The sequence below is a fragment of the Bradyrhizobium sp. LTSPM299 genome (assembly GCF_000938235.1).
GTDB lineage: Bacteria > Pseudomonadota > Alphaproteobacteria > Rhizobiales > Xanthobacteraceae > Bradyrhizobium.
This window is the reverse complement of the sequence record NZ_JYMU01000045.1, coordinates 15,467-39,021: the sequence shown is the minus strand read 5'-3', so window position 1 is coordinate 39,021 and position 23,555 is coordinate 15,467. Positions and strand designations below refer to the sequence as shown.

General features: G+C 64.6%; 23 protein-coding genes. 9 read left to right on the top strand and 14 right to left on the bottom strand.

From position 1 onward, the window contains the following. The 5 genes from UP10_RS22055 to UP10_RS22035 all read right to left on the bottom strand — a co-directional run. The coding region (locus UP10_RS22055; RefSeq protein WP_502692175.1) for a transposase at positions 1 to 243 on the bottom strand (243 nt) is incomplete at its 3' end. An 84-nt stretch (positions 244 to 327) separates the two neighbouring features. Then, positions 328 to 1,779, bottom strand: a complete 1,452-nt coding sequence (locus UP10_RS22050) for a serine hydrolase domain-containing protein (protein WP_245321811.1) — start codon at positions 1,777 to 1,779, stop codon at positions 328 to 330. Between the two features lie 81 nt (positions 1,780 to 1,860). Then, positions 1,861 to 4,137 carry a xanthine dehydrogenase family protein molybdopterin-binding subunit gene (locus UP10_RS22045; protein WP_044589371.1) on the bottom strand — a complete coding sequence of 759 codons (2,277 nt, stop codon included), beginning with the start codon at positions 4,135 to 4,137 and terminating at the stop codon, positions 1,861 to 1,863. A gap of 3 nt (positions 4,138 to 4,140) precedes the next feature. Beyond that, the gene (locus tag UP10_RS22040) at positions 4,141 to 5,187 is read right to left on the bottom strand and encodes an FAD binding domain-containing protein (protein WP_044589370.1); all 1,047 of its coding nucleotides are present in this window, start codon (positions 5,185 to 5,187) and stop codon (positions 4,141 to 4,143) included. Continuing rightward, complete coding sequence (locus tag UP10_RS22035) at positions 5,184 to 5,681, bottom strand: (2Fe-2S)-binding protein (protein WP_044589369.1); 498 nt, start codon at positions 5,679 to 5,681, stop codon at positions 5,184 to 5,186. Before UP10_RS22035 ends, UP10_RS22040 begins: the two co-directional genes overlap by 4 nt. 150 nt (positions 5,682 to 5,831) lie before the next feature. Between UP10_RS22035 and UP10_RS22030 the strand changes: the two genes are divergently transcribed. Next, positions 5,832 to 6,488, top strand: a complete 657-nt coding sequence (locus UP10_RS22030; RefSeq protein WP_044589368.1) for a TetR/AcrR family transcriptional regulator — start codon at positions 5,832 to 5,834, stop codon at positions 6,486 to 6,488. 115 nt (positions 6,489 to 6,603) lie between these two features. Here UP10_RS22030 and UP10_RS22025 read toward each other — a convergent pair whose 3' ends face one another. The 3 genes from UP10_RS22025 to aptA all read right to left on the bottom strand — a co-directional run bounded on the left by UP10_RS22025 (position 6,604) and on the right by aptA (position 9,782). Then, positions 6,604 to 7,050, bottom strand: a complete 447-nt coding sequence (locus tag UP10_RS22025; protein ID WP_197086880.1) for a GNAT family N-acetyltransferase — start codon at positions 7,048 to 7,050, stop codon at positions 6,604 to 6,606. A gap of 47 nt (positions 7,051 to 7,097) precedes the next feature. Further along, positions 7,098 to 8,363 (bottom strand): D-amino acid dehydrogenase, encoded by a 1,266-nt coding sequence (locus UP10_RS22020; RefSeq protein ID WP_044589367.1) that lies wholly within the window; start codon positions 8,361 to 8,363, stop codon positions 7,098 to 7,100. Positions 8,364 to 8,453: 90 nt separating this feature from the next. Further along, positions 8,454 to 9,782 (bottom strand): omega-aminotransferase AptA, encoded by a 1,329-nt coding sequence (aptA, locus tag UP10_RS22015; RefSeq protein ID WP_044589366.1) that lies wholly within the window; start codon positions 9,780 to 9,782, stop codon positions 8,454 to 8,456. A gap of 148 nt (positions 9,783 to 9,930) precedes the next feature. Here aptA and UP10_RS22010 point away from each other — a divergent pair, with 148 nt between their 5' ends. The 5 genes from UP10_RS22010 (at position 9,931) to UP10_RS21990 (ending at position 13,983) form a co-directional block, all read left to right on the top strand. Next, on the top strand, positions 9,931 to 10,479 hold the full coding sequence (locus UP10_RS22010; RefSeq protein WP_044589365.1) for a cupin domain-containing protein: 549 nt from the start codon (positions 9,931 to 9,933) through the stop codon (positions 10,477 to 10,479). Between the two features lie 84 nt (positions 10,480 to 10,563). After that, the gene (locus tag UP10_RS22005; RefSeq protein ID WP_044589375.1) at positions 10,564 to 11,346 is read left to right on the top strand and encodes a caspase family protein; all 783 of its coding nucleotides are present in this window, start codon (positions 10,564 to 10,566) and stop codon (positions 11,344 to 11,346) included. Between the two features lie 88 nt (positions 11,347 to 11,434). Further along, positions 11,435 to 11,842, top strand: coding sequence for a DUF4864 domain-containing protein (locus tag UP10_RS22000; RefSeq protein ID WP_044540286.1), 408 nt, complete (start codon positions 11,435 to 11,437; stop codon positions 11,840 to 11,842). Positions 11,843 to 11,961: 119 nt separating this feature from the next. After that, positions 11,962 to 12,315: a hypothetical protein gene (locus UP10_RS21995; RefSeq protein WP_156180206.1), complete on the top strand. Its 354-nt coding sequence runs from the start codon at positions 11,962 to 11,964 to the stop codon at positions 12,313 to 12,315. Positions 12,316 to 12,387: 72 nt separating this feature from the next. Continuing rightward, the gene (locus UP10_RS21990; RefSeq protein ID WP_044589363.1) at positions 12,388 to 13,983 is read left to right on the top strand and encodes a S8 family serine peptidase; all 1,596 of its coding nucleotides are present in this window, start codon (positions 12,388 to 12,390) and stop codon (positions 13,981 to 13,983) included. Here UP10_RS21990 and UP10_RS21985 read toward each other — a convergent pair. Both UP10_RS21985 and UP10_RS45925 read right to left on the bottom strand, forming a co-directional pair. Further along, positions 13,980 to 15,215: an MFS transporter gene (locus UP10_RS21985; RefSeq protein WP_044589374.1), complete on the bottom strand. Its 1,236-nt coding sequence runs from the start codon at positions 15,213 to 15,215 to the stop codon at positions 13,980 to 13,982. The genes UP10_RS21990 and UP10_RS21985 overlap by 4 nt on opposite strands. A gap of 114 nt (positions 15,216 to 15,329) precedes the next feature. Continuing rightward, positions 15,330 to 16,076: a hypothetical protein gene (locus UP10_RS45925; RefSeq protein ID WP_245321810.1), complete on the bottom strand. Its 747-nt coding sequence runs from the start codon at positions 16,074 to 16,076 to the stop codon at positions 15,330 to 15,332. Between the two features lie 54 nt (positions 16,077 to 16,130). Between UP10_RS45925 and UP10_RS21970 the strand changes: the two genes are divergently transcribed. The 3 genes from UP10_RS21970 to UP10_RS21960 all read left to right on the top strand — a co-directional run bounded on the left by UP10_RS21970 (position 16,131) and on the right by UP10_RS21960 (position 19,559). Further along, the gene (locus tag UP10_RS21970) at positions 16,131 to 16,592 is read left to right on the top strand and encodes a hypothetical protein (protein ID WP_044589360.1); all 462 of its coding nucleotides are present in this window, start codon (positions 16,131 to 16,133) and stop codon (positions 16,590 to 16,592) included. A gap of 217 nt (positions 16,593 to 16,809) precedes the next feature. Further along, positions 16,810 to 18,939: a flagellar biosynthesis protein FlhA gene (gene flhA, locus UP10_RS21965; RefSeq protein ID WP_044589359.1), complete on the top strand. Its 2,130-nt coding sequence runs from the start codon at positions 16,810 to 16,812 to the stop codon at positions 18,937 to 18,939. A gap of 419 nt (positions 18,940 to 19,358) precedes the next feature. Continuing rightward, entirely contained in the window at positions 19,359 to 19,559 is a 201-nt protein-coding gene (locus tag UP10_RS21960) for a hypothetical protein (protein ID WP_044540256.1), read from the top strand. 399 nt (positions 19,560 to 19,958) lie between these two features. Here the strand turns inward: UP10_RS21960 and UP10_RS21955 are convergent, their stop codons facing one another. The 4 genes from UP10_RS21955 to fliI all read right to left on the bottom strand — a co-directional run bounded on the left by UP10_RS21955 (position 19,959) and on the right by fliI (position 23,458). Further along, positions 19,959 to 20,855, bottom strand: coding sequence for an anti-sigma factor (locus UP10_RS21955; RefSeq protein WP_044589358.1), 897 nt, complete (start codon positions 20,853 to 20,855; stop codon positions 19,959 to 19,961). 2 nt (positions 20,856 to 20,857) lie between these two features. Next, on the bottom strand, positions 20,858 to 21,403 hold the full coding sequence (locus UP10_RS21950; protein ID WP_044589357.1) for a sigma-70 family RNA polymerase sigma factor: 546 nt from the start codon (positions 21,401 to 21,403) through the stop codon (positions 20,858 to 20,860). A 200-nt stretch (positions 21,404 to 21,603) separates the two neighbouring features. Next, on the bottom strand, positions 21,604 to 22,023 hold the full coding sequence (gene fliJ, locus UP10_RS21945; RefSeq protein ID WP_044540259.1) for a flagellar export protein FliJ: 420 nt from the start codon (positions 22,021 to 22,023) through the stop codon (positions 21,604 to 21,606). A gap of 109 nt (positions 22,024 to 22,132) precedes the next feature. Further along, entirely contained in the window at positions 22,133 to 23,458 is a 1,326-nt protein-coding gene (gene fliI / locus UP10_RS21940; RefSeq protein ID WP_044540260.1) for a flagellar protein export ATPase FliI, read from the bottom strand. Between the last annotated feature and the right edge of the window lie 97 nt (positions 23,459 to 23,555).

The window sequence follows — 23,555 nt, the reverse complement described above, 5'->3', positions numbered from 1 at the left end:
CCGACGGCTCGCCCGCACCCGGTGCAAATAGCCGTAAATGTAAAGCTTCAGCAGGTCGCCCGGCGCATAGGGCGGCCGACCCAGTTCCTCGGCCGCAGCCTTCGAAAATCCCAACTCCGCAAGAGCCAGCGTATCTACAAACGCATCGATCACCCGAACCGGATCGTCGCGCCCCACCACCTCGTCCAGAACCTCAGGAAAAAGCGTCGTTTGATACCGCGACTGGCCCGTCACATGCGCCATCATAACCTCGAATCAAAGCCCGATCCCGACAACAATAGCCGATCAGGTTTTCACACAGCCTGGAAGGCCGGGACGACGGGGAGGCTATTCCATCTCGGTCTCAGACCGCATCAATCCGTCGCCATCGAAGAACTGAAACTTCGCGCCGTTCGCGACGACAGTAAGGCAATGCTCTCGCGGGTCGCTCGGCTCGTTCAGCGTGCGGCAATAGCGACCGTGATCGTCGATGCGCCAGTTGCCGGTCCAGCGCTCGCCGCGGCTGGCGCCGGCGAGCACCGACATCGTGCCGTCGGCACGCAATTGCCACGCAAAGGGGCCACCTGCGAGCAACTTGCCGGTCACGAGCGTCTTGCCTGACAGCGCCGATTTCAGCGCGTTGCCTGCGAGGCGCGTGCCGGCGGCATGCGCCAGCGCGACATCGGGGCCGACATCGCGGTCGCCGGCGGCCGACAGCACGAGCCAGAGCAGCCGCGCCATCTGACGGAAGTTCGGCTCCGGCCTGTGCGGCAGGTCGCTGTTGATCCGGTGAACGATGACGAGATCGTAGGCCGGGATCACGAACGCGTACTGCCCCTCCGCGCCGATCGCTTCATAGCTGCCGGCCGGCACGTTGACCGTCGGCGCGCCCATGTCGCGGGGAAATCCGATCCACCACAGATAGCCATAGCCGAGACCCGGGCCGATCTCGGCAAATGCGTCCGAATATGACCGCGTGCTCTCGCGCACCCACGCGCTCGGCACCAGCTGACGATCCTTCCAGCGCCCGTCGTGCAGATAGAGCAACGCAAAGCGGGCGAGATCGCGCGCGCTCATGCGAATCGGATAGGCGGGGTGATCGGAGTCCTTGCCCCTGAAATATTCGCCATCGCTCGGCTGATAGTCCTGCATGCCGATCGGGCGGGCGATCTTCTCGTCGAGGGCGGTGAAGATAGACTGCTTGGTGGCACGCTCGTAGATCGAGCCGAGCGCATTGAAGTCCCAGTTGTTGTAGTACCAGAACGTCCCGGGCAAATGGCTACCGCGCGGCGGCCGCAGCTTCGCCATGCCAGGCGTTTCGTAAAGCGCGGCGTGATAGATGCCCGAGCGCGCTTTCAGAAGATCGGCGACGGTCGCGGCTTTCTCGGTCTCGGTAAGACCGGGTGAATTGTCGTCAATGCCGAGGCTGCCGAGCGTCGCGTTGAGATCGATCTCGTACTTGTCGACCGCGATGCCGATCAGCGCGCTGAGCAGGCTCTTGCGGATGGAATGCAGGTTCGACTTGACCGCGGTGTCGCCCCACTCGGCCACGATACGGCCGTGCTGCACGATCATGACCGCGGCGGTCGGCGCGAGCTGTTGCGACCAGGCCTTGGCCTCGGCGAGTTTCTCGGCCGACCAGCCGGCCGCTTCCGGCGTCGTGGTTTCGAACGTTGCGCCGGGAAAATTGTCGGCGATGGTGACGGATTGATCCGCTTGCGCGGCGGTGATGCCGAAGGCAAGCGCCGCGACGGCGAAGACGATTCCGCGAGCAGCCCGGATTGCATGGTGGCCGTTCAATATCCCCTCCGTATCGCATGCGCTGATCGCGCTTGCGATACGGATAGCAGATACGGTCTCGCCGCAGAAGTTACGGTAAGTTTAGTCGCGCGTGATATTACCCATCACCAGCTCCTCGATCCGGATCGGGAAACGACGCACGCGGATGCCGGTGGCGTGCCAGACGGCGTTTGCGACTGCGCCGGCGCTGCCGGTGATGCCGATCTCGCCGACGCCCTTGATGCCGAGCGCGTTGACATGCGGATCGTGCTCGTCGACCGTGATGACGTCCATCGGCGGCACGTCGGCATTCACAGGCACATGATACTCCGCGAGGTTGGCGTTCAGGATGCGGCCCGAGCGATGGTCCGTCACCGCCTCCTCGTGCAGCGCAAAGGACATGCCCCAGATCATGCCGCCATAGAGCTGGCTCCGCACCATCAAAGGATTGATGATGCGGCCGGCGGCAAACGCGCCGACCATTCGCGTCACGCGGATCTGGCCCAGATCAGGATCGACCTTGACCTCGGCGAACACGGCGCCATGCGCGTGCATCGCATATTGCGACTGCGCCGCTGGATCGGCAGCACCGGTGCCGCTGGCGTCGATTTCGGCGACGCCGGCGCGCGCGAGAATGTCCGCATAGCCCTCGCTGCGCGTCTCATCGTCGCGACGATGCAGCCGTCCTTGCCGCGCGACCACGCCGCCATTGCCGGCGCCGAACAGCGGCGAGCGCTCATCCGAGGTCGCGAGATCGGCAAGCTTTGCAATCACGGCCGCACCGGCACTGTGAATCGCGGCTCCGACGGTTGCGGTATGCGCCGAGCCGCCGGCGATGCCGGCGTCCGGCAAATCCGAGGTGCCGGACCTGAATGCGACCTGGTCGAAATCGAGGCCGAGCGCATCGGCCGAGATCTGCGCCAGCGCAGTCCATGCACCCTGCCCCATATCATGCGCGCCGGTTTCCATCGCGCCCCCGCCATCAGCACGGATCACCGCGCGCGCGTTGCCCTGGAACATCAGCGCGGGGAATGTCGCCGTGCCCATGCCCCAGCCGACGAGATGGCCATCCCCATCGCGCATCTGCCTGGGTGGGAGCTGCCGCCGCGCCCAGCCAAAGCGCTCCGCGCCTTTGGCGTAACACTGCCGCAGCGCCTTCGATGAGAACGGCTTTCCGGTGGTCGGTTCAACCTCGGCATAGTTTTTTAAACGGAACGCCAGCGGATCAACGTGGCAGGCGAACGCCATCTCGTCGATCGCGCTCTCCAGCGCGATCGATCCGGTCGCCTCGCCCGGCGCGCGCATGAACAGCGGCGTGCCGGTGTCGACGCGCACGGCCTCATGCGAGGTCCGGATCGCCGGGCTGGCATAGAGCGTGTGCGAGGCGTCTGCCGCCGGCTCGTAGAAATCGTCGAAGCTGGAGGTGGTGATTTTGGCGTGATGATCGATCGCGGTCAGCACACCATCATTGTCAGCGCCGATGCGCAGCCGCTGCCGGGTCGGTGCGCGATGGCCGACCGGGCCATACATCTGGCTGCGGCGCAGCACCAGCTTGACCGGACGCCCGACCAGCTTGGCCGCCATGATGCCGAGCACCTGCGGCCCGGAGACCAGGCCCTTGGAGCCGAAGCCGCCACCGAGGAACGGGCTGTTGATGTGGATGTTGCCGGGCGGAATGCCGAACAATCCGCCGATCCGCATCTGCGCCATCGCCATGCCCTGGCTCGGCGTGTCGATGAAGAGACGGTCGCCGTCCCACACCGCGACGATCGCGTGCGGCTCCATCGCGTTGTGATACTGCGCCGGCGTCTCATAGGTCGCGTCGATCTGCTTTGATGCCGCCGCAAAACCCGCATCGATATCGCCGTGAACGACCTCGGCCGGATTGCCGATCCCGACCACCGGCGGCGCGTAACTCGCGCCGGCGTCGAGGCCGACACGCGCGATCTCGACCTGATAGCGCGGCGACAACAGCGCCGCGCCCTCGGTCGCAGCCTCCAGCGTCTCGGCGATCACGACCGCGATCGCCTGGTTGGCGTAGCGCACCTCGTCGTTCTGCAGGAGCTCCATGCGGAACGCGAACGGATTGCCCTTGGCATCAGGGTCTTCGGCGAGTCGTGGCTTGTGGGTCGGCGTCATGACGTCGACGACACCTGCGTGGCGTTTTGCGGCGGCGACATCGAGCGATTTGACACGGCCACGCGCAATGCAGGAGGTCGCGATCACGGCGTAGAGCATGCCGGGCGGATGATTGTCGGCGGCATAGCGGGCCTTGCCCGTCACCTTCAAAACGCCGTCAGTGCGGGTCAGCGGCTGGCCGATGCTTGAGCCGTGCCTGAGATGGGCAGGGTCGCGGGTCAGATGAATCTCTGATGTCATGCGCTACGCTCCTGCAACAGATGAAAAGGGAGAGCCAGGCAACGCGGCAATACGATCCGGCGTGCCTGCAGCTGATAGCGTGAGCGCGCGCACGACGATGCGTTGCGCGAGCTCGATCTTGAACGCATTGTCGCCGGACGGTTTTGCCTCTGCGAGCGCGGCGCGTGCCGCCTCGCGATAGGCAGCAATATCCGGCGCGGCACCTGCGAGCACCTGCTCGGCCTCGCGCGCCCGCCACGGCTTTGCCGCGACACCGCCGAGCGCAAGCCGCGCCTCGCGGATTTTGCCATCCTCGATCCGCAAGCCGGCCGCGGCTGATACCACGGCGAAGGCGTAGGACGTGCGCTCGCGCACCTTGATGTAGCGCGCATGCGCGGTGAAGCCTTGCGCCTCGGCCGGCAGGCGCAACGCGACAATCAGATCACCGGGCTCCAGCGCGGTCTCGCGCTCCGGCGTATCGCCGGGCAGACGATGCAACGCCTCGAGCGGCAGCTCACGCCGCCCGCTTCTGCCCTCGATCTCGACGACGGCATCGAGCGCAACCAGCGGCACACAAAAATCGGACGGATGGGTCGCGATGCAGCCCTCGCTCCAGCCGAGCACCGCATGCAGTCGGTTCTCGCCGTGCCGTGCATCGCAGCCAGCGCCCGGCCAGCGTCGGTTGCAGGCACTCGCCGCGTCGTAGAAATAGGCACAGCGCGTCCGCTGCATCAGATTGCCGCCGACGGTCGCGGCGTTGCGGAGCTGGGCAGAGGCGCCCGACAACAGCGCCTCGGCGACGGCCGGATAAAGGCGCGCAAACTCGGGGTCATGCGCCAGGTCCGCATTGCGCACCAGCACGCCGATGCGCAGAGACCCGTCGGCGAGACGTTCGATGCGGTCGAGCCCGGGCAAACGCGTGACATCGACCAGGCGGCTCGGCCGGCTGATCCCGCCCTTCATCAGGTCGAGCAGATTGGTGCCGGAGGCCAGATACGTTGAGCCCTGTTCGGATGCCGCCGCGATCGCTTCGGATACGCTGGCCGGCCTGACATAATCGAAGTTCATCATGCGGAGCGCCTCTGTTTGCTGGCGGTGATGTCAGCCTGTGCCTCGAGCACGGCCTCGGTAATCCCTTGATAGGCGCCGCAGCGGCAGAGATTACCGCTCATGCATTCGCGCACCCGCTCCGGGTCGTCACCGGCCTGGCCTTCCTCGATCAGGCCGATCGCGCTGATGATCTGGCCCGGCGTGCAGAAGCCGCACTGGAAGCCGTCATGCGCGATGAAGGCGGCCTGCACCGGATGCAGCTGATCGCCGCGCGCGATGCCCTCGATGGTCGTGATCTCGGCGCCGTCATGACTGACCGCGAGCGCGAGGCACGAATTGATCCGGCGTCCGTCGACCAGGATGGTGCAGGCGCCGCACTGGCCGCGGTCGCATCCCTTTTTGGTTCCGGTGAGGTCGAGGCGCTCGCGCAGCAGATCGAGCAGGGTAACGCGGGGGTCGTCGAGCGCGATGTCGCGCCTGACACCGTTGATGGTGAGGCTGATGAGGAGATTCATGCAGGGCTCCGATCCGTGTATGGTCGGTGGAATCGAGGCAACGCCGTCCCGTGGCTGCCGATCCAAAATCGGCGCGCCTTGTCAGGCCGGGTGCTGGTCGCCATATACGGAGGCGTCCTCCGGTTAACAAGGGAGGGCGAAAAGAAAAACATGGCCGGTCCATCAACAGACATTGTCCGCAAGCCGCGAGCCGACGGCGTGCGCAACCGCGAGCGCGTGCTGGAAGCGGCAAAGGCGGTGTTCTCAGCCGGCGGCAGTGAGGCTAGCCTGGAAGCCGTCGCGCGGCAGGCCGGCGTCGGCATCGGCACGCTCTACCGACATTTCCCGACCCGCGAGGCACTGTATGAGGCCGTCTATCGCCGCGAGGTCGAGCAGCTCGGCGATCTCGCCGAGCAACTGCAATGCGCGCCCGAACCTGTCGACGCACTGCGCCGCTGGCTGCGCGCCAATGTCGAATTCGTCGCCACCAAGAAGGGCATGGTGGCCGCGCTGGCGCTGGTCGCGGCCGGCTCGAGCGAACTGCACGCCTATTCGTTCGATCGCCTGACCAAGGCCATCGGCACGCTACTCGCACGCGCGGTCGCGGCCGGCGAAATCCGTAGCGACATCAGCGCCGACGACGTGCTGCGCGCCCTGATCGGCATGTGCTACATGCACGACCAGCCCGGCTGGCAGGCGACCGCGCTGCGGTTGTTGGATGTGTTCGTGGATGGGTTGCGCGTGCGGCCTGCGGGCACAACAAAGGCGGCGTCGGCAACAAAACCTAGAACGGCCAGGAAGAGCGCGAGCGGGAAGCCGACGACGTAGCCCCGATATCGTCATTGCGAGCGAAGCGAAGCAATCTACCTCTCAACTTGCTGAGGCATGGATTGCTTCGTCGCTGCGCTCCTCGCAATGACGGTGCCCTTCCCCAGCAAGGCCGTCAACGCGGCCGATAGAGATCCGGCCGAACAATCTCCATGAAGCGCGACGGGCTGCCGAGCGCCTCGAAGCCGAATTGGCGATACAATCCGTGGGCGTCAGACGTCAGAAGCAGGAGGCGTCTCAGGCCTTGCAAGTCCTCGTGCTCAACGACGCAACGCATCAGCCATTTGGACAGGCCCTTGCCGCGATGGGATTCGAGGATGAACACGTCGGCCAGCAACGCGAATGTCGACTTGTCGGTGACGACACGGGCCAGGCCGATCTGCGCGGCACCATGATACACACCAAAGCAGATCGAATTCGCGATCGATCGCTCCACGACCGATCTCGGGATCCCGGGCGACCAATAGCTCTCCTCAGCTAGAAACCTGTGAATGACCTCCACGTCGAGGCGGTGCGGATCGGTCGATATCTCGTATCCGCCGGGCATCTGCTGCGTCTGCATCCATTTGGCTCCTTTGATGATGCCGGCGCGCTGACTGGAAAACGCCTTTACCCAAATCGATGGTCGTAGCGGCTGATCGACAGATCCTTGGTGTCGATGTCGGGCGTCTTGCCCGAGAGCAGGTCGGCCAGCACCCGGCCTGAGCCGCAAGCCATGGTCCAGCCCAGCGTGCCGTGCCCGGTGTTGAGGTGCAGGTTGGCATAACGCGTCGCACCGATCACGGGCGGTCCGTCCGGCGTCATTGGGCGCAGGCCGCTCCAGAACGTCGCTTTGGCGAGATCGCCACCGCGCGGAAACAGATCGGTCAGCGAATGATCGAGCGTCGCGCGCCGCGCATCATAGAGCTTGGTCGAATAGCCCGATATTTCCGCGGTGCCGCCGACGCGGATGCGGTCGCCGAGCCGCGTCACCGCGACCTTGTAGCTCTCGTCCATCACGGTCGAGACCGGCGCGCCGTCGGCATCGGCGATCGGCACCGTGATCGAATAGCCCTTCACCGGATAGACCGGCAGTGAAATACCGAGCGGCCGCACCAGTTTCGGCGAATAGCTGCCGAGCGCGAGCACATAGGCGTCGGCCTGCATCACCCCGGCGCTGGTGGCTACTCCGGTGATGCGCGTGGCATCGGCGTTCAGCCCGTCGATGCCAACGTTGAAGTTGAAGCGCACGCCGAGCTTCTCGGCTTCCAGCGCCAGCGCCTGGGTGAACATGTGGCAATCGCCGGTCTCGTCCTGCGGCAGACGAAGCCCGCCGACGAACTTGTCCTTCACGGCGGCCAGCGCAGGTTCGGCTTTGATACAGCCGTCACGATCGAGCACCTCGAACGGCACGCCGGACTGCTTGAGCACCGCGATGTCGTCGCCGGTGTGATCGAGCTGGGCCTGATAACGAAACAGCTGCAGCGTGCCCTGCTCGCGCTCGTCATAGCGGATGCCGATCTCTGCACGCAGCGCGCGCAGGCAATCGCGGCTGTATTCCGCGATCGGGATCATCCGGCTCTTGTTGACCGCATACCGCGCCGTGGTGCAGTTGCGCAGCATCTTCAAGAGCCACAGCCACATCACCGGATCCAGCTTGGGGCGGATCACCAGCGGGCCGTGCTTCATCAACAGCCACTTGACCGCCTTCACCGGCACGCCGGGACCGGCCCAGGGCGAGGAGTACCCGGGCGACACCTCGCCGGCATTGGCAAAGGAGGTTTCGAGCGCAGGTTTCGGCTGACGGTCGATCACCGTCACGTCATGGCCGGCGCGCGCAAGATAGTAGGCCGACGTCACGCCGATGACGCCACTGCCGAGAACAAGGACTTTCACGCTTCCTCACATCCTGCAGCGGAAACGCGATCGCCGCTGCGAAAACAACTGCTTTCGCAACGGCGACAGCACGCTTCAGAGAAGCAATTATCAGGCCGCGCGCTTGATGGCGTCGCCGAGGATCGAGACGATGTCGTCGATATGCTTCTTCTCGACGATCAAAGGCGGCGACAGCGCAAGAGAGTCACCGCTCTGGCGGAAGTAGAGGCCGCTATTGAAGCAATCCACCATGACGCCGTAGCCGCGCGCGCCGACGCCCTCGCTGCGCGACGAGAGCTCGACCGCGCCCATCAGGCCGATATTGCGGATGTCGACGACGTTCGGCAGGCCCTTCAGTGAATGCAGGCCATCGCGCCAGTAGTCGGCGAGCGAGGCGCCGCGGGTCAGCAATCCCTCGTCCTTGTAGATGTCGAGCGTGGCAATGCCGGCGGCGCAGGCCACCGGGTGCGCCGAATAGGTGTAGCCGTGGAACAGCTCCATCGCGTTCTCAGGACCGGTCATCAGCCCGTCATGGACCTGGCGGCTGGCGAACACCGCGCCACACGGCACGGTGCCGTTGGTGATGCCCTTTGCAGTCGTCATCATGTCGGGGGTGACACCGAAGAAATTGGCGGCGAACGGCGTGCCGAGGCGGCCGAATCCGGTGATGACCTCGTCGAAGATCAGGAGGATGCCGTGCTTGGTGCAGAGTTCGCGCAAGCGCTGCAGATAGCCCTTCGGCGGCGGCAGCACCGCGGTCGAACCGGGCACCGGCTCGACGATCACGGCGGCGATGGTGTCGGCGCCATGCAACGCTACCATCCGCTCGACGTCGTCGGCGAGCTCGGCGCCATGCTCCGGCTGATCCTTGGCGAAGGCGTTGCGGGCGAGATCGTGGGTGTGGCGGATGTGGTCGACACCCGGCAGATGGGTCGCGAACTGGCGACGGTTGGCGACCATGCCACCGACCGACAGGCCGCCGAAGCCGACGCCATGATAGCCGCGCTCACGGCCGATCAGGCGGGTGCGGGTCCCCTGCCCGTTGGCGCGATGATAGGCCAGCGCGATCTTCAGCGCGGTGTCGACCGACTCGGAGCCGGAATTGGTGAAGAAAATCCGGTCGAGGCCCTTGGGCGCGATCTCGGCGAGCCGCTCGGCGAAATCGAACGCCAGCGGATGGCCCATGTTGAACGAGGGCGCGAAGTCCAGTGTCGTGAGCTGGCGCTCGACGGCGGCTGCGATCTGCGAGCGTCCGTGGCCGGCGTTGACGCACCAGAGGCCGGCGGAACCGTCGATCACCTGGCGGCCGTCGACGGAGGTGTAGTACATGCCCTTCGCGGAGGAGAACAGCCGCGGCGCTTTCTTGAACTGCCGGTTGGCCGTGAACGGCATCCAGAACGAATCGGTCTTGATCGTGTTCGGAATCTGATGAACGGTCACGGCGGAGCTCCATTGCTGACTGAGGTAGTCGGACCACGCTTCCAGACACTCAACAAGTCCTTTTCTGCGGTGCCGCAACCCATTGATCTCATTGGGGCGGTCTGCGCATATTTGCGCGATCCGCAACACCTGCAACAGGGATTGGGCCATGAGCGTCGATATCGGTGGACGGCTGCGATTCATCCGCGCGCGCCACAAGCTGTCGCAGCGGGAGCTCGCCAAGCGCTCCGGCGTCACCAATTCGACGATCTCGCTGATCGAATCCAACCAGATGAACCCGTCGGTGGGTGCGCTCAAGCGCATCCTCGACGGCATCCCGATGGGGCTTGCGGAATTCTTCGCGATCGAGCCGGAGCGGCCACGCAAGGCGTTCTACCGCTCCGAGGAGCTGACCGAGATCGGCAAGAAGCCGATCTCCTATCGCCAGGTCGGCGACAATCTGTTTGGCCGGAGCCTGCAAATCCTCAAGGAGCGCTACGAGCCTGGCAGCGACACCGGACGGGTGCCGCTGGTGCATGAGGGCGAGGAAGGCGGTATCGTGGTGTCGGGCCGGATCGAGGTCACAGTCGACGACGAGCGGCGCGTGCTGAGCGCGGGCGATGCCTATTATTTCGAAAGCCGCCGTCCGCACCGCTTCCGCTGCATCGGCGCAAAGCCCTGCGAGGTGATCTCGGCGTGTACACCGCCGACGTTTTGAACCGGGCGTGCGCCTTCGAACCTTGCACGACGACGTCGAGACCAATCTTACGATCGCCAAATCCCCCTTGCGGAGCGCATTGCCATGTTCGGCCGAAACGGCATCCTGTCGCGCCTGATCGTCGCGGCATTTGTGCTGTGTGCCGGCACTGCGGCCCATGCGGAGAAACGCGTGGCGCTGGTGGTCGGCAATTCCGCCTATCAGGCCGCGCCGAAACTGCCGAACCCGGCCGGCGACGCCAGGCTGATGTCGGACACGCTTTTGTCGCTCGGCTTCTTCGTGGTCGGCGGCGGCGCCCAGACCGATCTCGACAAGGCCGGCTTCGACCATGCGTTGCAGGCCTTCGGCCGCGAATTGATCGGCGCCGACGTGGCGCTGTTCTATTACGCGGGCCACGGCGTCGAGACGCACGGGCTGAATTACCTTGTCCCGGTCGATGCGCATCCCGACGACGAAGGTGACGTCTTCATGCAGATGGTCGGGATGGCCGGCGTACTCGACCAGATGGAGAAATCCGGCGCCAAGGTCAATCTCGTGCTGCTCGACGCCTGCCGCAACAATCCGCTTCGCGGTCGCGGCGTCCCCTCGACGTCCGGCGGCCTCGCCCAGATGCAGGCGCCGCCGGGGACCCTGATCTCGTTCGCGACCCAACCGCGCAGCGTCGCCCTCGACGGCCACCACGGACACAGCCCCTACACCCGCGCGGTTGCTGCCATCATCCGGCATCAGGGTTACGGCCTGTTCAAGACCTTCAACGAGGTCGGGCTCGCGGTCGAGAAGGAGACACATGGCCGGCAACTGCCATGGGTCGCATCCTCCCCGATCGCGGCCAGATTCTACTTTGCCGGCCAAGCCGTTCCGCACTGACGCTCGCGATGACGCCGTGGCTTGTGCCGGAAACCGGACGGGGCTTTCATCCGTATCCCAACAGCTTGTATCCGATATGGAGCCCCTCATGCGCGCCATCGCTCTCATCGCCGCCATTCTGTTTGCTTTCGCCTCGCAAGCCACGGCTGACGACCTCACGGCCGCCGCGCGGGGCGTGATCCGCGCCCAGGAGCGGGCGCTGGGCCAGGACGATGCCGCGGCGGCCTATTCCTATGCCTCGCCCGGGGTCCAGGCGATCTTTCCGCAGGCCGACATCTTCATGTCGATGGTGCAGAAAGCCTACCCACCGGTCTATCGCCACAAGAGCTTCGAGTTCGGCGAGACGCGCGCCGACGGCGACCGGATCGCACAGCAGGTCCACATCGTCGACGCCAATGGCGAGGCGTGGGAGGCGCTCTATACGCTGGAGCGACAAGCCGACGGTAGCCTGAAGATCACCGGCTGTTCGCTGCTCAAGGCAGGTCAGTCGGTATGACCTGCTTCACATCCGGCTACGGCTGATTGCCGCGCCGGCGAAAACAATTCGTGATTCGCGCTTAGGTTGTCGCATCATTATCGTTAGACCGGATGCCGTCGCGGCTCACGCGCGGTGCAATGGACCCTGCTCCGCCGGAGGAGGTCGCAACGCCCGACACATCGATCACCCTGCAGGTCCTGCTGCGCCGCGAATGGCGAACGCCGGACGGCGTCGCGAAGGCGCTCGATGTGCTCCGCGCGAACGGGCTGACGCCGACCGGCTCGGGCGCGGCCACGATCTCGGCCACGATCCCGGTGGACAAATTTGAGGAGATGTTCGGGGTCAAGGCGACGCAAGTCGCGCCACAGCCACCTGATCGAGCGGACTTTGGCCGGTCCGGCGGATACGTCTCGCCGGATTTGAAAGTCCCAGACCCGCTCGTCACATGCGTCGATAGCATTTCGGCAGCGCCATCACATTCCTACTATTGAAGGTCGTTTCGCTTTCGCCGTCACGCATTGCTTTTGGACATCATTTGCCCGTCGTGAAAAGGGATTTGAGCCATGTATGCCTACAAGCACGCCACCGCGTCGCCGCGCGACGAAAAATTCGCGTCTCCCTCCGAAGAGCTTCGTCTGGCCGTGACCTTCCGCCGCCCGGGCGGCCATGATGGACCGACGAAATTCATGCCGCCGCTCTCGCTGTCGACCGTCGGCGAATTCAAGCCTGATCCAATGGCCGTCGATGAGGCGTTGTACCATCTTAGCCGTCTCGGCTTCCGTCCGACCCGGCGCGGCAATTTCACCGCGTCGGTGCGTTGCAGCCGCGCGCTGTTCGAGCAGACCTTCAGCACCCAATTGTCAGCCGTGCAGCTCGACCGCAAGGTCGACTACGCGTTCCCCTCGCTCTATTACCCCGCCGCAGGCGCGCCCTGGTCGATGCCGCCGGACCTCGGCCGGCTGATCGACGACGCCTATATTCAATGGCCGCATATCTATATGGGCCGCAAGACGAAGGTCCGCAGCACCGGCAGCGCGAAGGTGGCGGCGAAAGCGCGTGGCAGCGCCAGGCGCGCCGACACGATGGCAGGCGCCGCTGCAGCGCGGCTCCCGTCGCTGAAGCCGCCGACACTGAACTACTTCCATCTCTCCGTGCCCGACGGCGTCGCCGGCCAGTTGAACGCCGACAAGGTCCACAAGGCTGGCATCACGGGAAAGGGCGTCCGCGTCGTGATGGTCGACACCGGCTTTGCGCACAGCCATCCCTATTTCGCCGGCAAGGGCTACACAACGTCGGTCGATCTGGCGCCGCATGCCAGCAATGACGCAACCGACCTCAACGGCCACGGCACCGGCGAATCCGCCAACATGCTCGCGGTCGCCCCCGGCATCATCTTCATCGGCATCAAGGTCGATAACGACGGCGATCCGCGCGGCGGCGCCAGCATGCTGGAGGGATTTCAGCAGGCGCTGCTGCACGATCCGCAAATCATTTCGCTCAGCATGGGCTTCGATCTACGCAACACCGACGGCACGCAGATGAGCGAATTGCCGAACAACATGGCGGCGCTCGAGGCCGAGATCCAGGCCGCGATCGCGCGTGGCATCATCGTAGTGTTCTCGGCCGGCAACGGGCATTTCTCGTTCCCCGGCATGATGCCGAACGTGATCTCGGCCGGCGGCGTGTTCGTCGACCAAACCGGCGGCATGCAGGCGTCCGACTATGCAAGCGCGTTCCAGAGCAAGATCTATCCGGGACGTGCAGTGCCGGATTTCAGCGGGCTTGTCGGCATGTTGCCGAACGCAAGCTATATCGAGCTGCCGGTGCCGCCCGGCTCCGAGACCGACCGCGAACAGGCCGCGCCCGACGACGGCCCCGGCGACGGCACCGCGCCCGACGATGGCTGGGGCGTCTTCAGCGGGACATCAGCGGCGGCGCCGCAACTCGCCGGCGTCTGCGCGCTGCTGCTGGAGAAGAATCCAAAATTGTCGCCGGCGGACGCCAAGGCGATCCTGCGACGCACCGCACGCAGCGTGACCAAGGGCGCGGCCAATCCCACCAGCAGCGACGACAATGTCGGCGAACCGGCCTCGACCAGCGACACCGGCGCAACCGGCGCCGGCCTGATCGACGCGTTCGCCGCGTTCCGGCAGCTCTAGGCGAGCGCCAGCCGCTGCCGGGCGCGCATCAGGAGCAGCAGGATGATGGTGACGTTGAGCAGGTTCCAGGCGAGGCCGTTGACGAAGGCCGCGGCGTAGGAGCCGGTGGCGTCGAAGATCACGCCGGAGATCCAGCCGCCGAACGACATGCCGAACACCGAGGCGAAGATCACGATGCCGATGCGGGTCGCGGCCTCCGAGGCCGGCATCGCCTCGCGTACGATGATCGCATAACTCGGCACGATGCCGCCCTGGAACAGGCCGAACATCGCCGAGATGATGTAGAGCGAGCTTAGGCTGTCGAAGAACAGATAGAACAGCAGCGCGGAGCCCTGTGCGATCGAGCCGATCAGCAGCGTGCGGATGCCGCCGATCCTGTCGGCAAGGAAGCCCGATCCGATCCGGCTGATGATGCCGAAGCCAAGCATCAGCGACAGCATCTCGGCGCCGCGCGCCACGCCATAGCCGAGATCGCCGCAATAGGCGACGATGTGGACCTGCGGCATCGACATCGCCACGCAGCACGAGATCGAGGCCAGCGCCAGGATTCCGGTCAACGCATTGGTGGAGAGCTTGAGATCGAGCTGCGGCGGCGCCGCGTCGACATGGCTGCGCCTGATAGCTGCCCCCATCAACAGGCGCAACACCAGGAGCGCGAGCGCCATCGTAACAGCGGTGAAGATGCCGATCGCAACGTGAGTGGTGCGCCAGCCAAAACTCTGCATGCCGAAATTGACCAGTGGCGGCCAGATCGCGCCGCCGATGTAGTTGCCGCTCGCCGCTATCGCGACCGCAAGCCCGCGATAGCGCTCGAACCAGTGCGAGGCCTCCGCCATCAGCGGCCCGAAGGTCGCCGCCGACGACAGGCCGATGGCTAAATGCAGGAAGATGAAGGCCCAGATCGACGGCGCGTAACCGACCAGGATGTAGCCGAGGCCGAGAATGCCGATCCCGGCGCCGATCGCTGCAACGATGCCGTAGCGGTCGCTGATCTTGCCGGTCACCACCTGGCCGAGGCCGAAGCCGAGCATCACCATGGTGTAAGCGAGCGAGGCGGTCCCGCGCGTTGTGCCGAAGTCGGACTGCACCACTGGCAGCGCCACCACCACCGACCACATGCCGACGCTGCCGAGCGAGCCGATGACCACGGCAACGGCAAGCCGCAGCCATGCCCGACGGGTGTCGGGAACGAACTCGTCTGATTTTGGGAAGAATTGAGAAGAAATTTCCACGGCGGGCGCAACTTCGTCGGCATTTGCCTCCGGGTCAAGCCGCATTGCCGCTGGATTAGGCATGCGGAGCGAGGGGACGTCACTCCGCGACAAGCCGTGTATCGACGCGGAAGATCAGTTCCCGAAATTCGGATCCTGCGCCTGGAACGGGCCACACTTGGCGCCGGTGCCAAATCGGTGATCGAAATCGACCGTCCCGCCGCCAACGGGAATGTGTGTCGGCGGCAGGTCCCGCGTGAACTGATCGACGATCACGGTCTTCTTGTCCGCACTCATCGTGATGCGCACCGGCTCAAGCCCCTTGCCCTTGTTGGCGCCGGTCAGGTCGAGTGTGTAGTAGCCGGCCACCGTCTGGCCCCAACGCATTCCATCCTTTGCGAACACGACTGATTGGGGAAGGTAGACCTCCATGCTGGCGCCCTCGCCGATGCAGGCCAGCATGCGGATCAGCCAGGCCTTGTCGTTCGGAAGAGTTACGGCCGAAGCCGGCGCGGAAAGGCGCGCAACGGCCGCTGCCACGAGGCCGATGGAGGCCAGCCAATTCTTGCGACGCCCCACTGCGTGGCCTCTCTGGTTCGACAAGGTACCTTTGAGAAAGGAATCGTTCTTCACGCTTACGTCGGATATGGGATGGCGAAAGTTCAAACCGTCCTCCGCCCCGTTCGATCGCCCTCGCTGGCGATCGAAAACTTGCAATACCCGGAGATACCGGCCTTGATTGGGATGCAACATGGCGACGAAAGCTAGCAGGCGACAGGCAAGCGCAACGGCCAGCCAGCTGACCACGGAGTTGCTGGAAACGGCAGACGACATGCGCGCGAGCGGACTGGTGACGAAGGCCGAGTACGAAGAGATCGCCATGCGGCACACGCCCGACATTGGAGCCGCGGAGCAAACTGGCGCGAGAATTCGAACATGCTGAAGCGCATCGGACGTTTTGTCGCGGCTTACGTCGCTTTAGCTCTTACGATGTCCGCCGTCGCCGCGCTTTGGCTGTCGTTCGGCTCCCTGCTTGCAGGCGCCCTCAAGCCGAACCAGATTGCACAAATACTCCCTGTCCAGCTGGCGATTACCCTGACCCTGATCTCACTGCGCGCCTTCATCGCGTTCGCCTGCCTGTGGGTGATCATTCACCGCTACCATTACCTTAGTCTCTGGCATTTCATCATCTTCGGCAGCATCTGCGGTCTGTTCGTATTCATGACGATGCCGGACGTCGAGGGTTCGGTGTGGACCTTCAGTTGGAGAGATCTGAGTCACCTGCCGCCCGGGTCCCAGCACGATTTCGCCTGGTTGGTCATCAGCGGACTGGTCGGCGGGCTGGCTGCGGGACTTGTCGATGGAGCATCTCGACGGAGCGTTATCGTTCGTAATTGACCGATACCGCCACGGCCCCCGTCCCCTTATTAACCCTTTGCTAACCATACACCCGGCAAGAATTGCCGAGTGAAGTCGAGTGTCGTCGATTGCGTATAACGGGAGGAGATCCCCCGTGGACGCCAGTGCGGTGCCTCACTTTCGGAACGGCGGCCCAGCGGCCGTCGCGCAGACGCTTGGCGGCCGCAGCCGTCAATCGCGAGGGAAAGCGGCTACCATGGTCGACGTCACGGCGGGTCAGGGTACGGCAGGCAAGAGCGGACTGCCGAGCCTCAGTGAGATCGTTGATACCTTAAGGCGCGGCGATCTCGCGCTGGCGCTCGGCGTCATCACCATCCTGGTGGTGCTGATCCTGCCGCTGCCCTCGATCGTGCTCGACCTGTTCCTGGCAGTTTCGATCACGATCTCGATCCTGATCCTGATGACCTCGCTGTTCATCCAGGCGCCGCTGGAATTCTCGTCGTTCCCGACCATCCTCTTGATCTCGACCATGATGCGGCTGTCGCTGAACATGGCCTCGACCCGGCTGATCCTGAGCCATGGTCATGAGGGCACCGCCGCCGCGGGCCACGTCATCGAGGCGTTCGGCAACTTCGTGATGGGCGGCAACTTCGTGATCGGCATCATCGTGTTCGCGATCCTGGTGATCGTGAACTTCGTGGTCATCACCAAGGGTTCGGGCCGCATCGCCGAAGTCGCGGCGCGCTTCCAGCTCGACTCGATGCCCGGCAAGCAAATGGCGATCGACGCCGACCTGTCCGCCGGCCTGATCGACGAGAAGGCCGCGAAGGATCGCCGCAAGGCGCTGGAGGACGAAAGCGGCTTCTTCGGCGCCATGGACGGTGCTTCGAAATTCGTCCGCGGCGATGCCATCGCGGGCCTCTTGATCGTCTTCATCAATATCGTCGGCGGCATCATCATCGGCGTCGCCCAGCAGGGACTGGGCTTCGGCGAAGCCGCCCGCACCTACACCGTGCTGACCGTCGGCGACGGCCTCGTCACCCAGGTGCCCGCCCTGATCGTCTCGACCGCCGCAGGCCTTCTGGTCTCCAAGGCCGGCATCACCGGCGCCGCCGACAAGGCGCTGATGCGCCAGCTCTCGGGCTATCCGCAGGCGCTCGGCATGTCGGCCGGCGTCATGCTGGTGCTGTCGCTGCTGCCGGGCATTCCGATGCTCCCGTTCATGCTGCTGGGCTCCGGCGCCGCGGCGCTGGCCTGGAGCGCACGCAACCGCAAAAGGGCGGCTGTGGCCGCCGAAGCCGCCGCTGCTGCGGCCCCCGCCGCGGCGGCCGCCGCCGCTGCCGCCGCGGACGAGCCGATCTCCAGCGCGCTGAAGATCGACGACCTCAAGATCGAGCTCGGCTACGCGCTGCTGCCGCTGGTCAACGGCCCTGACGGCACCGACCGCTTGACCGAGCAGATCAAGGCGCTGCGCCGCCAGCTCGCCGTCGAGATGGGATTTGTGATGCCGGCGGTGCGCATCCTCGACAACGTGCAGCTCGAGGCCAACAGCTACGTCATCAAGATCAAGGAGGTCGACGCCGGCACCGGCAAGATCTGGCCGAACCAGTTCATGGTCATGGACCCCGGCGGCAACCAGGTGCAGGTGCCCGGCATCCACACCATCGAGCCGACCTTCGGCCTGCCGGCGACCTGGGTCGACGCCGGCCTGAAGGAAGAGGCCGCGCTGAAAGGCTACACCGTCGTCGACGCGGCCACAGTGCTGTCGACGCATCTGACCGAACTGCTCAAGACCAACATGTCGGACTTGCTGTCCTACGGCGAAGTGCAGAAGCTGCTCAAGGACCTGCCGAAGGAGCAGGCCGAGCTGATCAAGGACATCGTGCCGGGCCAGGTCACGGTGTCGGGTATCCAGCGCGTGCTGCAGCTCTTGCTCGCCGAACGCATCTCGATCCGCGATCTCTCGACCATCCTCGAAGGCATCGCCGATGCGCTGGCGTTCTCGCGCAACCCGAGCACCATGGTCGAGCACGTCCGTGCCCGGCTGGCGCGGCAGATCTGCGCCCAGAACACCTCGCCGAACGGCTACCTGCCGCTGATCGCACTGTCGGCGCGGTGGGAGCAGGCGTTCGCCGAGTCGATCGTAGGCACTGGCGACGAGCGCAGCCTTGCGATGCAACCCTCCAAACTCTCGGAGTTCATGACCGCCGTCCGCAACGCCTTCGAGCAGGCGGCGCGTGAAGGCGAGGCGCCCGTGCTGGTGACCTCCGCGGCGATCCGGCCGTTCGTCCGCTCGCTGGTCGAGCGGTTCCGATCGCAGACCACCGTGCTGTCGCAGGCCGAAATCCATCCCCGGGCCAGGCTGAAGACGGTCGGTAGCGTCTAGAGAGGCCCATTCCGATGGAAGCCGAATGGACCTCTAGATTCTTGTTTTGATGCGTTTTCTTGACGCGAACTGGTTTCCACTTCGCTCGAAACGCTCTGGCAGAACACAAATCAGTGACCGTTCGCGCTGTGTTTTTGCGCCACAGGCAACTGATTTGTGTGGAACCAGCCGAAACGGGCGGATCTTGGCAGCCGACACACCCTGTGTATTCAAGCTATTGAAAATACTTGTTATTATGTAGAATATTCGGTTCCATCGGCGGTTTTCGATCGCGGCCGATCAAGTCTTTTCACTGCCTTGTGATCGCCTCTGGGGAACGGAATCAGCACATCCTACGTTGGTGGGGCGAGAGACGTTGAACCGGGTGGCGGACCGGCCCGACAAATCCGTTGAGAGCAGGAAGGCGGCAGGAGACTTCCATGAACCACTCGATCTACAGCGCAGACCGTACGACCCACCTGAAGATCGTGGTCGTCGCCTTGGTCGCGGGTATCCTGGTCGCGGGTTTCGGCATCACGGCACACAATTCGTCGGACGAGGGTTACACCCAGACAGCGCGGGTGATGAAGGCCGGCAAGCCGGTGACGATCACCAGCTCGGGCACCTCGGTCGTCCGCTAAAGGAGAATTCACGAATTCACGTGGCTCTTTACAGCCCCCCAAAGTCGCTACGTGGATATTAAGACCCCCAACTACCCCCAAGTTGACTGTTGAAAACGCCCGCTCCCCACGGGCGTTTTCTTTTTGTGCGGGCACACGAACAGACCGCATCGTCGTGCATGAGCGCGACGACGATCAAGATTGAGCATAGCTCCATCCACGTCATTGCGAGCCAACGGGTGGCGCGAATGCGCGCCCGATGACAGGCTCCGCGAAGCAATCCATTGCCGCCGCCCGTCCGGAAAGATGGATTGCTTCGTCGCTTCAGCGCAAAATTGCTTTGCAATTTTGTCGCGAGCTCCTCGCAATGACGGAGCCACAACGACTCACAGGCTCACGACAACAGGATAAGGCGCGAACTTACCGCGGCGCGGACGCGGCGCCCGGCACCGTCTCGATCAACTTGCCGGTGAAGAGCGGCGTCGAGGTCGGCTGGCCGCTGGGTGAACCACCGGCCTGCTCAACCGTCACCGCGTAGGTGGCGCCATCGACGACGTCAGAAGCATAGGATGACAACACGGGGCGTGCCGTAAAGTCGCCCGTCCCGATCACCCCGAGCGAGCGCGGTTGCGGCAGCTTGTCGGAAATCAGCCAGAGCTCGAAGCTCTTGCCGGGCTCCGCCGTGGCACCGACTTTGCGGACCGTGAAATTCCTGGTGGCGCCGTCGATCGTCATGATGAAGGCAGGTCCGCCGCCTTGGCCCTGCAGCAGCGCGACATATTGCGCTGAGGGCGTGAGCGCGGGCGCCGGCACCTTCACTTCCACGGTTTGGATGCGCGGCTTTGGCCGGATCGCCTGCGGGAGCGCATCGGGCTGGTAGATCTGCAGACCGAACATCACGAGCAGCGCCGCCGCGATCGCACTCGCAACGGACGCGAGGCTGCGCCAGCGCTTCACGCGGCTTGCCAGATCAACGATGTTGTCGTTGTCGTTATCGACGACGGGCACTTGATCGACGACACGCACTTGCCGCATCTCGACTGGCGCAACCTGCGGTGGTGGCGCAGACTCGGGCGGCGTATGCGGCTCGGCGGAGAGCCCGATCGCCGCCCTGATGTTTTCCCAGACGATCGGGCGCGGCTCGACCGAACCGACCATCTGATTGAGCGAACCGAGCCTGAACTCCCACGCCTGCACGACAGCTGCGAACTCCTTGTCGACAGCCATCATGGTGTCGACCTGCGCGCGCTCATCGGCATCGAGTGTACCAAGCGCATATTCCGCGGCGAGCACGATATGGTCTTCGCTATAGGCCATCGCTAGAGTCCAAGACACTCCCGGATATCAATCATGCTGCGGCGCAGCCATGTCTTCACGGTATTGACCGGCGTCTCGAACTTCGCGGCGAGCTGCTCGCGGCTCCAGCCATTGTAATAGGCCAGCAGCACGAGCTTCTGCCGATCGGGCTCCAGACGACCAATGCACTCCAACAAACGCTTCAACTCTTCCGTCATCTCCCGGCGCGCCAGTGGATCAGGCGTGTCGGCAGCCGCTTCCATGGCGGCCGGCTCGTCTTCCAGCGAGAGCTCGGTTCGCTTGCGCACGACATCGATGGCGCGGTTCCGCGCAATCGACGCCATCCACGTGATCGGGGAGGACAGGCCCGGATTGAATTGTCCGGCGCTGTTCCAGATCTTGACGTAAGCCTCCTGAATGACCTCCTCTGCGAGGTCCTGACGCCGCAAGATACGGAGCACCACGCCGAAGAGTTTCGCGCGTGTGGCAGCGTAAAGGCGTTCGAAGGCGGCTTGATCCCCCTTCGCGACGGCAGCGATCAGCCCGACCAGCTCAGCCGGCGTCAGCATTCAGCGCCCCCAAAGCCCGCTTCCCCCATCGCGTCGCCGTCCGTCGTCTCGTTGTCAATCGTATTGTCACGTGTGCCCGGGACGGTCGTAGCATAGTTTCTGACGACACGGTCCACCAGTGGGCCGGCTGTGGACATTATCAAACAAAAACCCGGGCCGAAGGCCCGGGTTTCTCCGTCTTTCGACGTTGATGAAATGCGTCAGGCGATGACGCCGAGACGGGCGCGCATCAGGCCGATCGAGTCCATGTCGGCCTGCTCGCGGGCGCTCTCTTCGGCGCGCTCGCGCGCCTGGTCGCGCTCGTCGAGCAACTCGACCTTCTTCAGCTCCTCGAATGCCTCCGACAGCAGCGCCTTGGCATCATCGAGCTGGGTGCGCAATTCGTCGGCCGAGCGGGTCAAATTCTCCCGGCGCTGGATCGCCGCCTTGGCGTAGGTTGGATAGGCGAAATGGGTGGGATCGTTGATCCCGGCGCGCTCCTGCTCGACCTGGATCTCGCGCTCGAGCTCGACCGACATGCGCTGGAAGTCGGCGATCATGCCTTCGATCTGGGTAACCCGGCGGCGCTTCTCATCGACCTGAAACTTCTTCAGGCGGATCAGCGTTTCACGTGACTTCATCGACTCATACTCCCCAGAAGTCCCTATTTTGAACGCGGGACAAAGCCGGCTCCCATCTGGGCCCCGCCGGCATCGCTATTAGGCTGCCGCGGATGATGGCCCGACAAAGTTAGCGTTCCGTTTCCAAACCCGAAAGGATTTGAGCCAGTTGGCGATAGCCATCGCCGAGGCTGGTGGCCTCATCCTTGGCCTGGCGCAGGAATGCCTCGAGCGGCTCGTGCAGCCGGATCGCCTCGTCGACCTCAGGGCTGGAACCCGGCCGGTAGGCGCCAAGCCGGATCAGTTCCTCCATGTCGGCATAGGTCGCCATCACCTGCCGCGCCTTTGTAATGAAGGACAGGAAGTCGGGATCGGCGGACCGCGGCATGGTGCGCGAGACCGACTTGAGGATGTTGACCGCCGGATAGCGGCCACGCTCGGCGATCGCCCGCTGCATCACGATATGGCCGTCGAGGATGCCGCGCACCGCATCCGCGATCGGCTCATTATGATCGTCGCCGTCGACCAGCACCGTGAAGATCGCGGTGATGGTGCCGACGCCGGTGCCCGGCCCTGCCCGCTCCAGCAGCTTCGGCAGTTCGGTGAACACCGTCGGCGTATAGCCCTTGGCGGTCGGCGGCTCGCCGGCGGACAGGCCGATCTCGCGTTGCGCCATCGCAAAGCGCGTCACCGAGTCCATCAGGCAGAGCACGTCCTTGTCCTCGTCGCGGAAATATTCCGCGATTGAAAGCGTCAGATACGCCGCCTGACGCCGCATCAGCGCCGGCTCGTCCGATGTCGCGACCACTACGACCGAACGCGCCAGGCCCTCGTCGCCGAGGTCTTCCTGCAAGAATTCCTGCACCTCGCGGCCGCGTTCGCCGACCAGCCCGATCACGGTGATATCGGCGTCGACGTTGCGCGCCAGCATCGACAGCAGCACCGACTTGCCGACGCCGGAACCGGCGAAGATGCCAAGCCGCTGGCCGCGGCAACAGGTCAGGAATGTATTGAGTCCGCGCACCCCGAGATCGAGCGGCGCGCCGACCCGCTGGCGCGAATGCGCCGGCGGCGGCGAGTTTCGATAGGGCATCGGCGAGGCGCCTTGCACCAGCGGCCCCTTGCCGTCGATCGGCTCGCCCATCGCGTTGAGGACGCGGCCGAGCCAGGCCGGCGACGGCCGCACCTGACTTGCAGCATTGGCAATGACGGCACGGCAGCCGCGCCTGACACCCTCGAGCCCGCCGAACGGCATCACCACGGCATTGCTGCCGGAGAAGCCGATCACCTCGGCTGCGATGAAGCGGCCACCGCCGACGTCGATCACGATGCGGGCGCCGACCGACATCGCGTGGATCGGCCCCGCGATCTCGACCATCAGCCCGCGAACACCGACCACACGGCCATAAATGTTGACGCCGTCGATGTCACCGATCTGTTCCGCGAGGGCCTTCATTGCGAAAACCTTAAGTTTCCGAGATTTTGCCCTGGCCGCTTAACCTCGTGTTTACCCGCATCGTTAATCATTGCGTCACTGTCTTTGGTGACTGGGG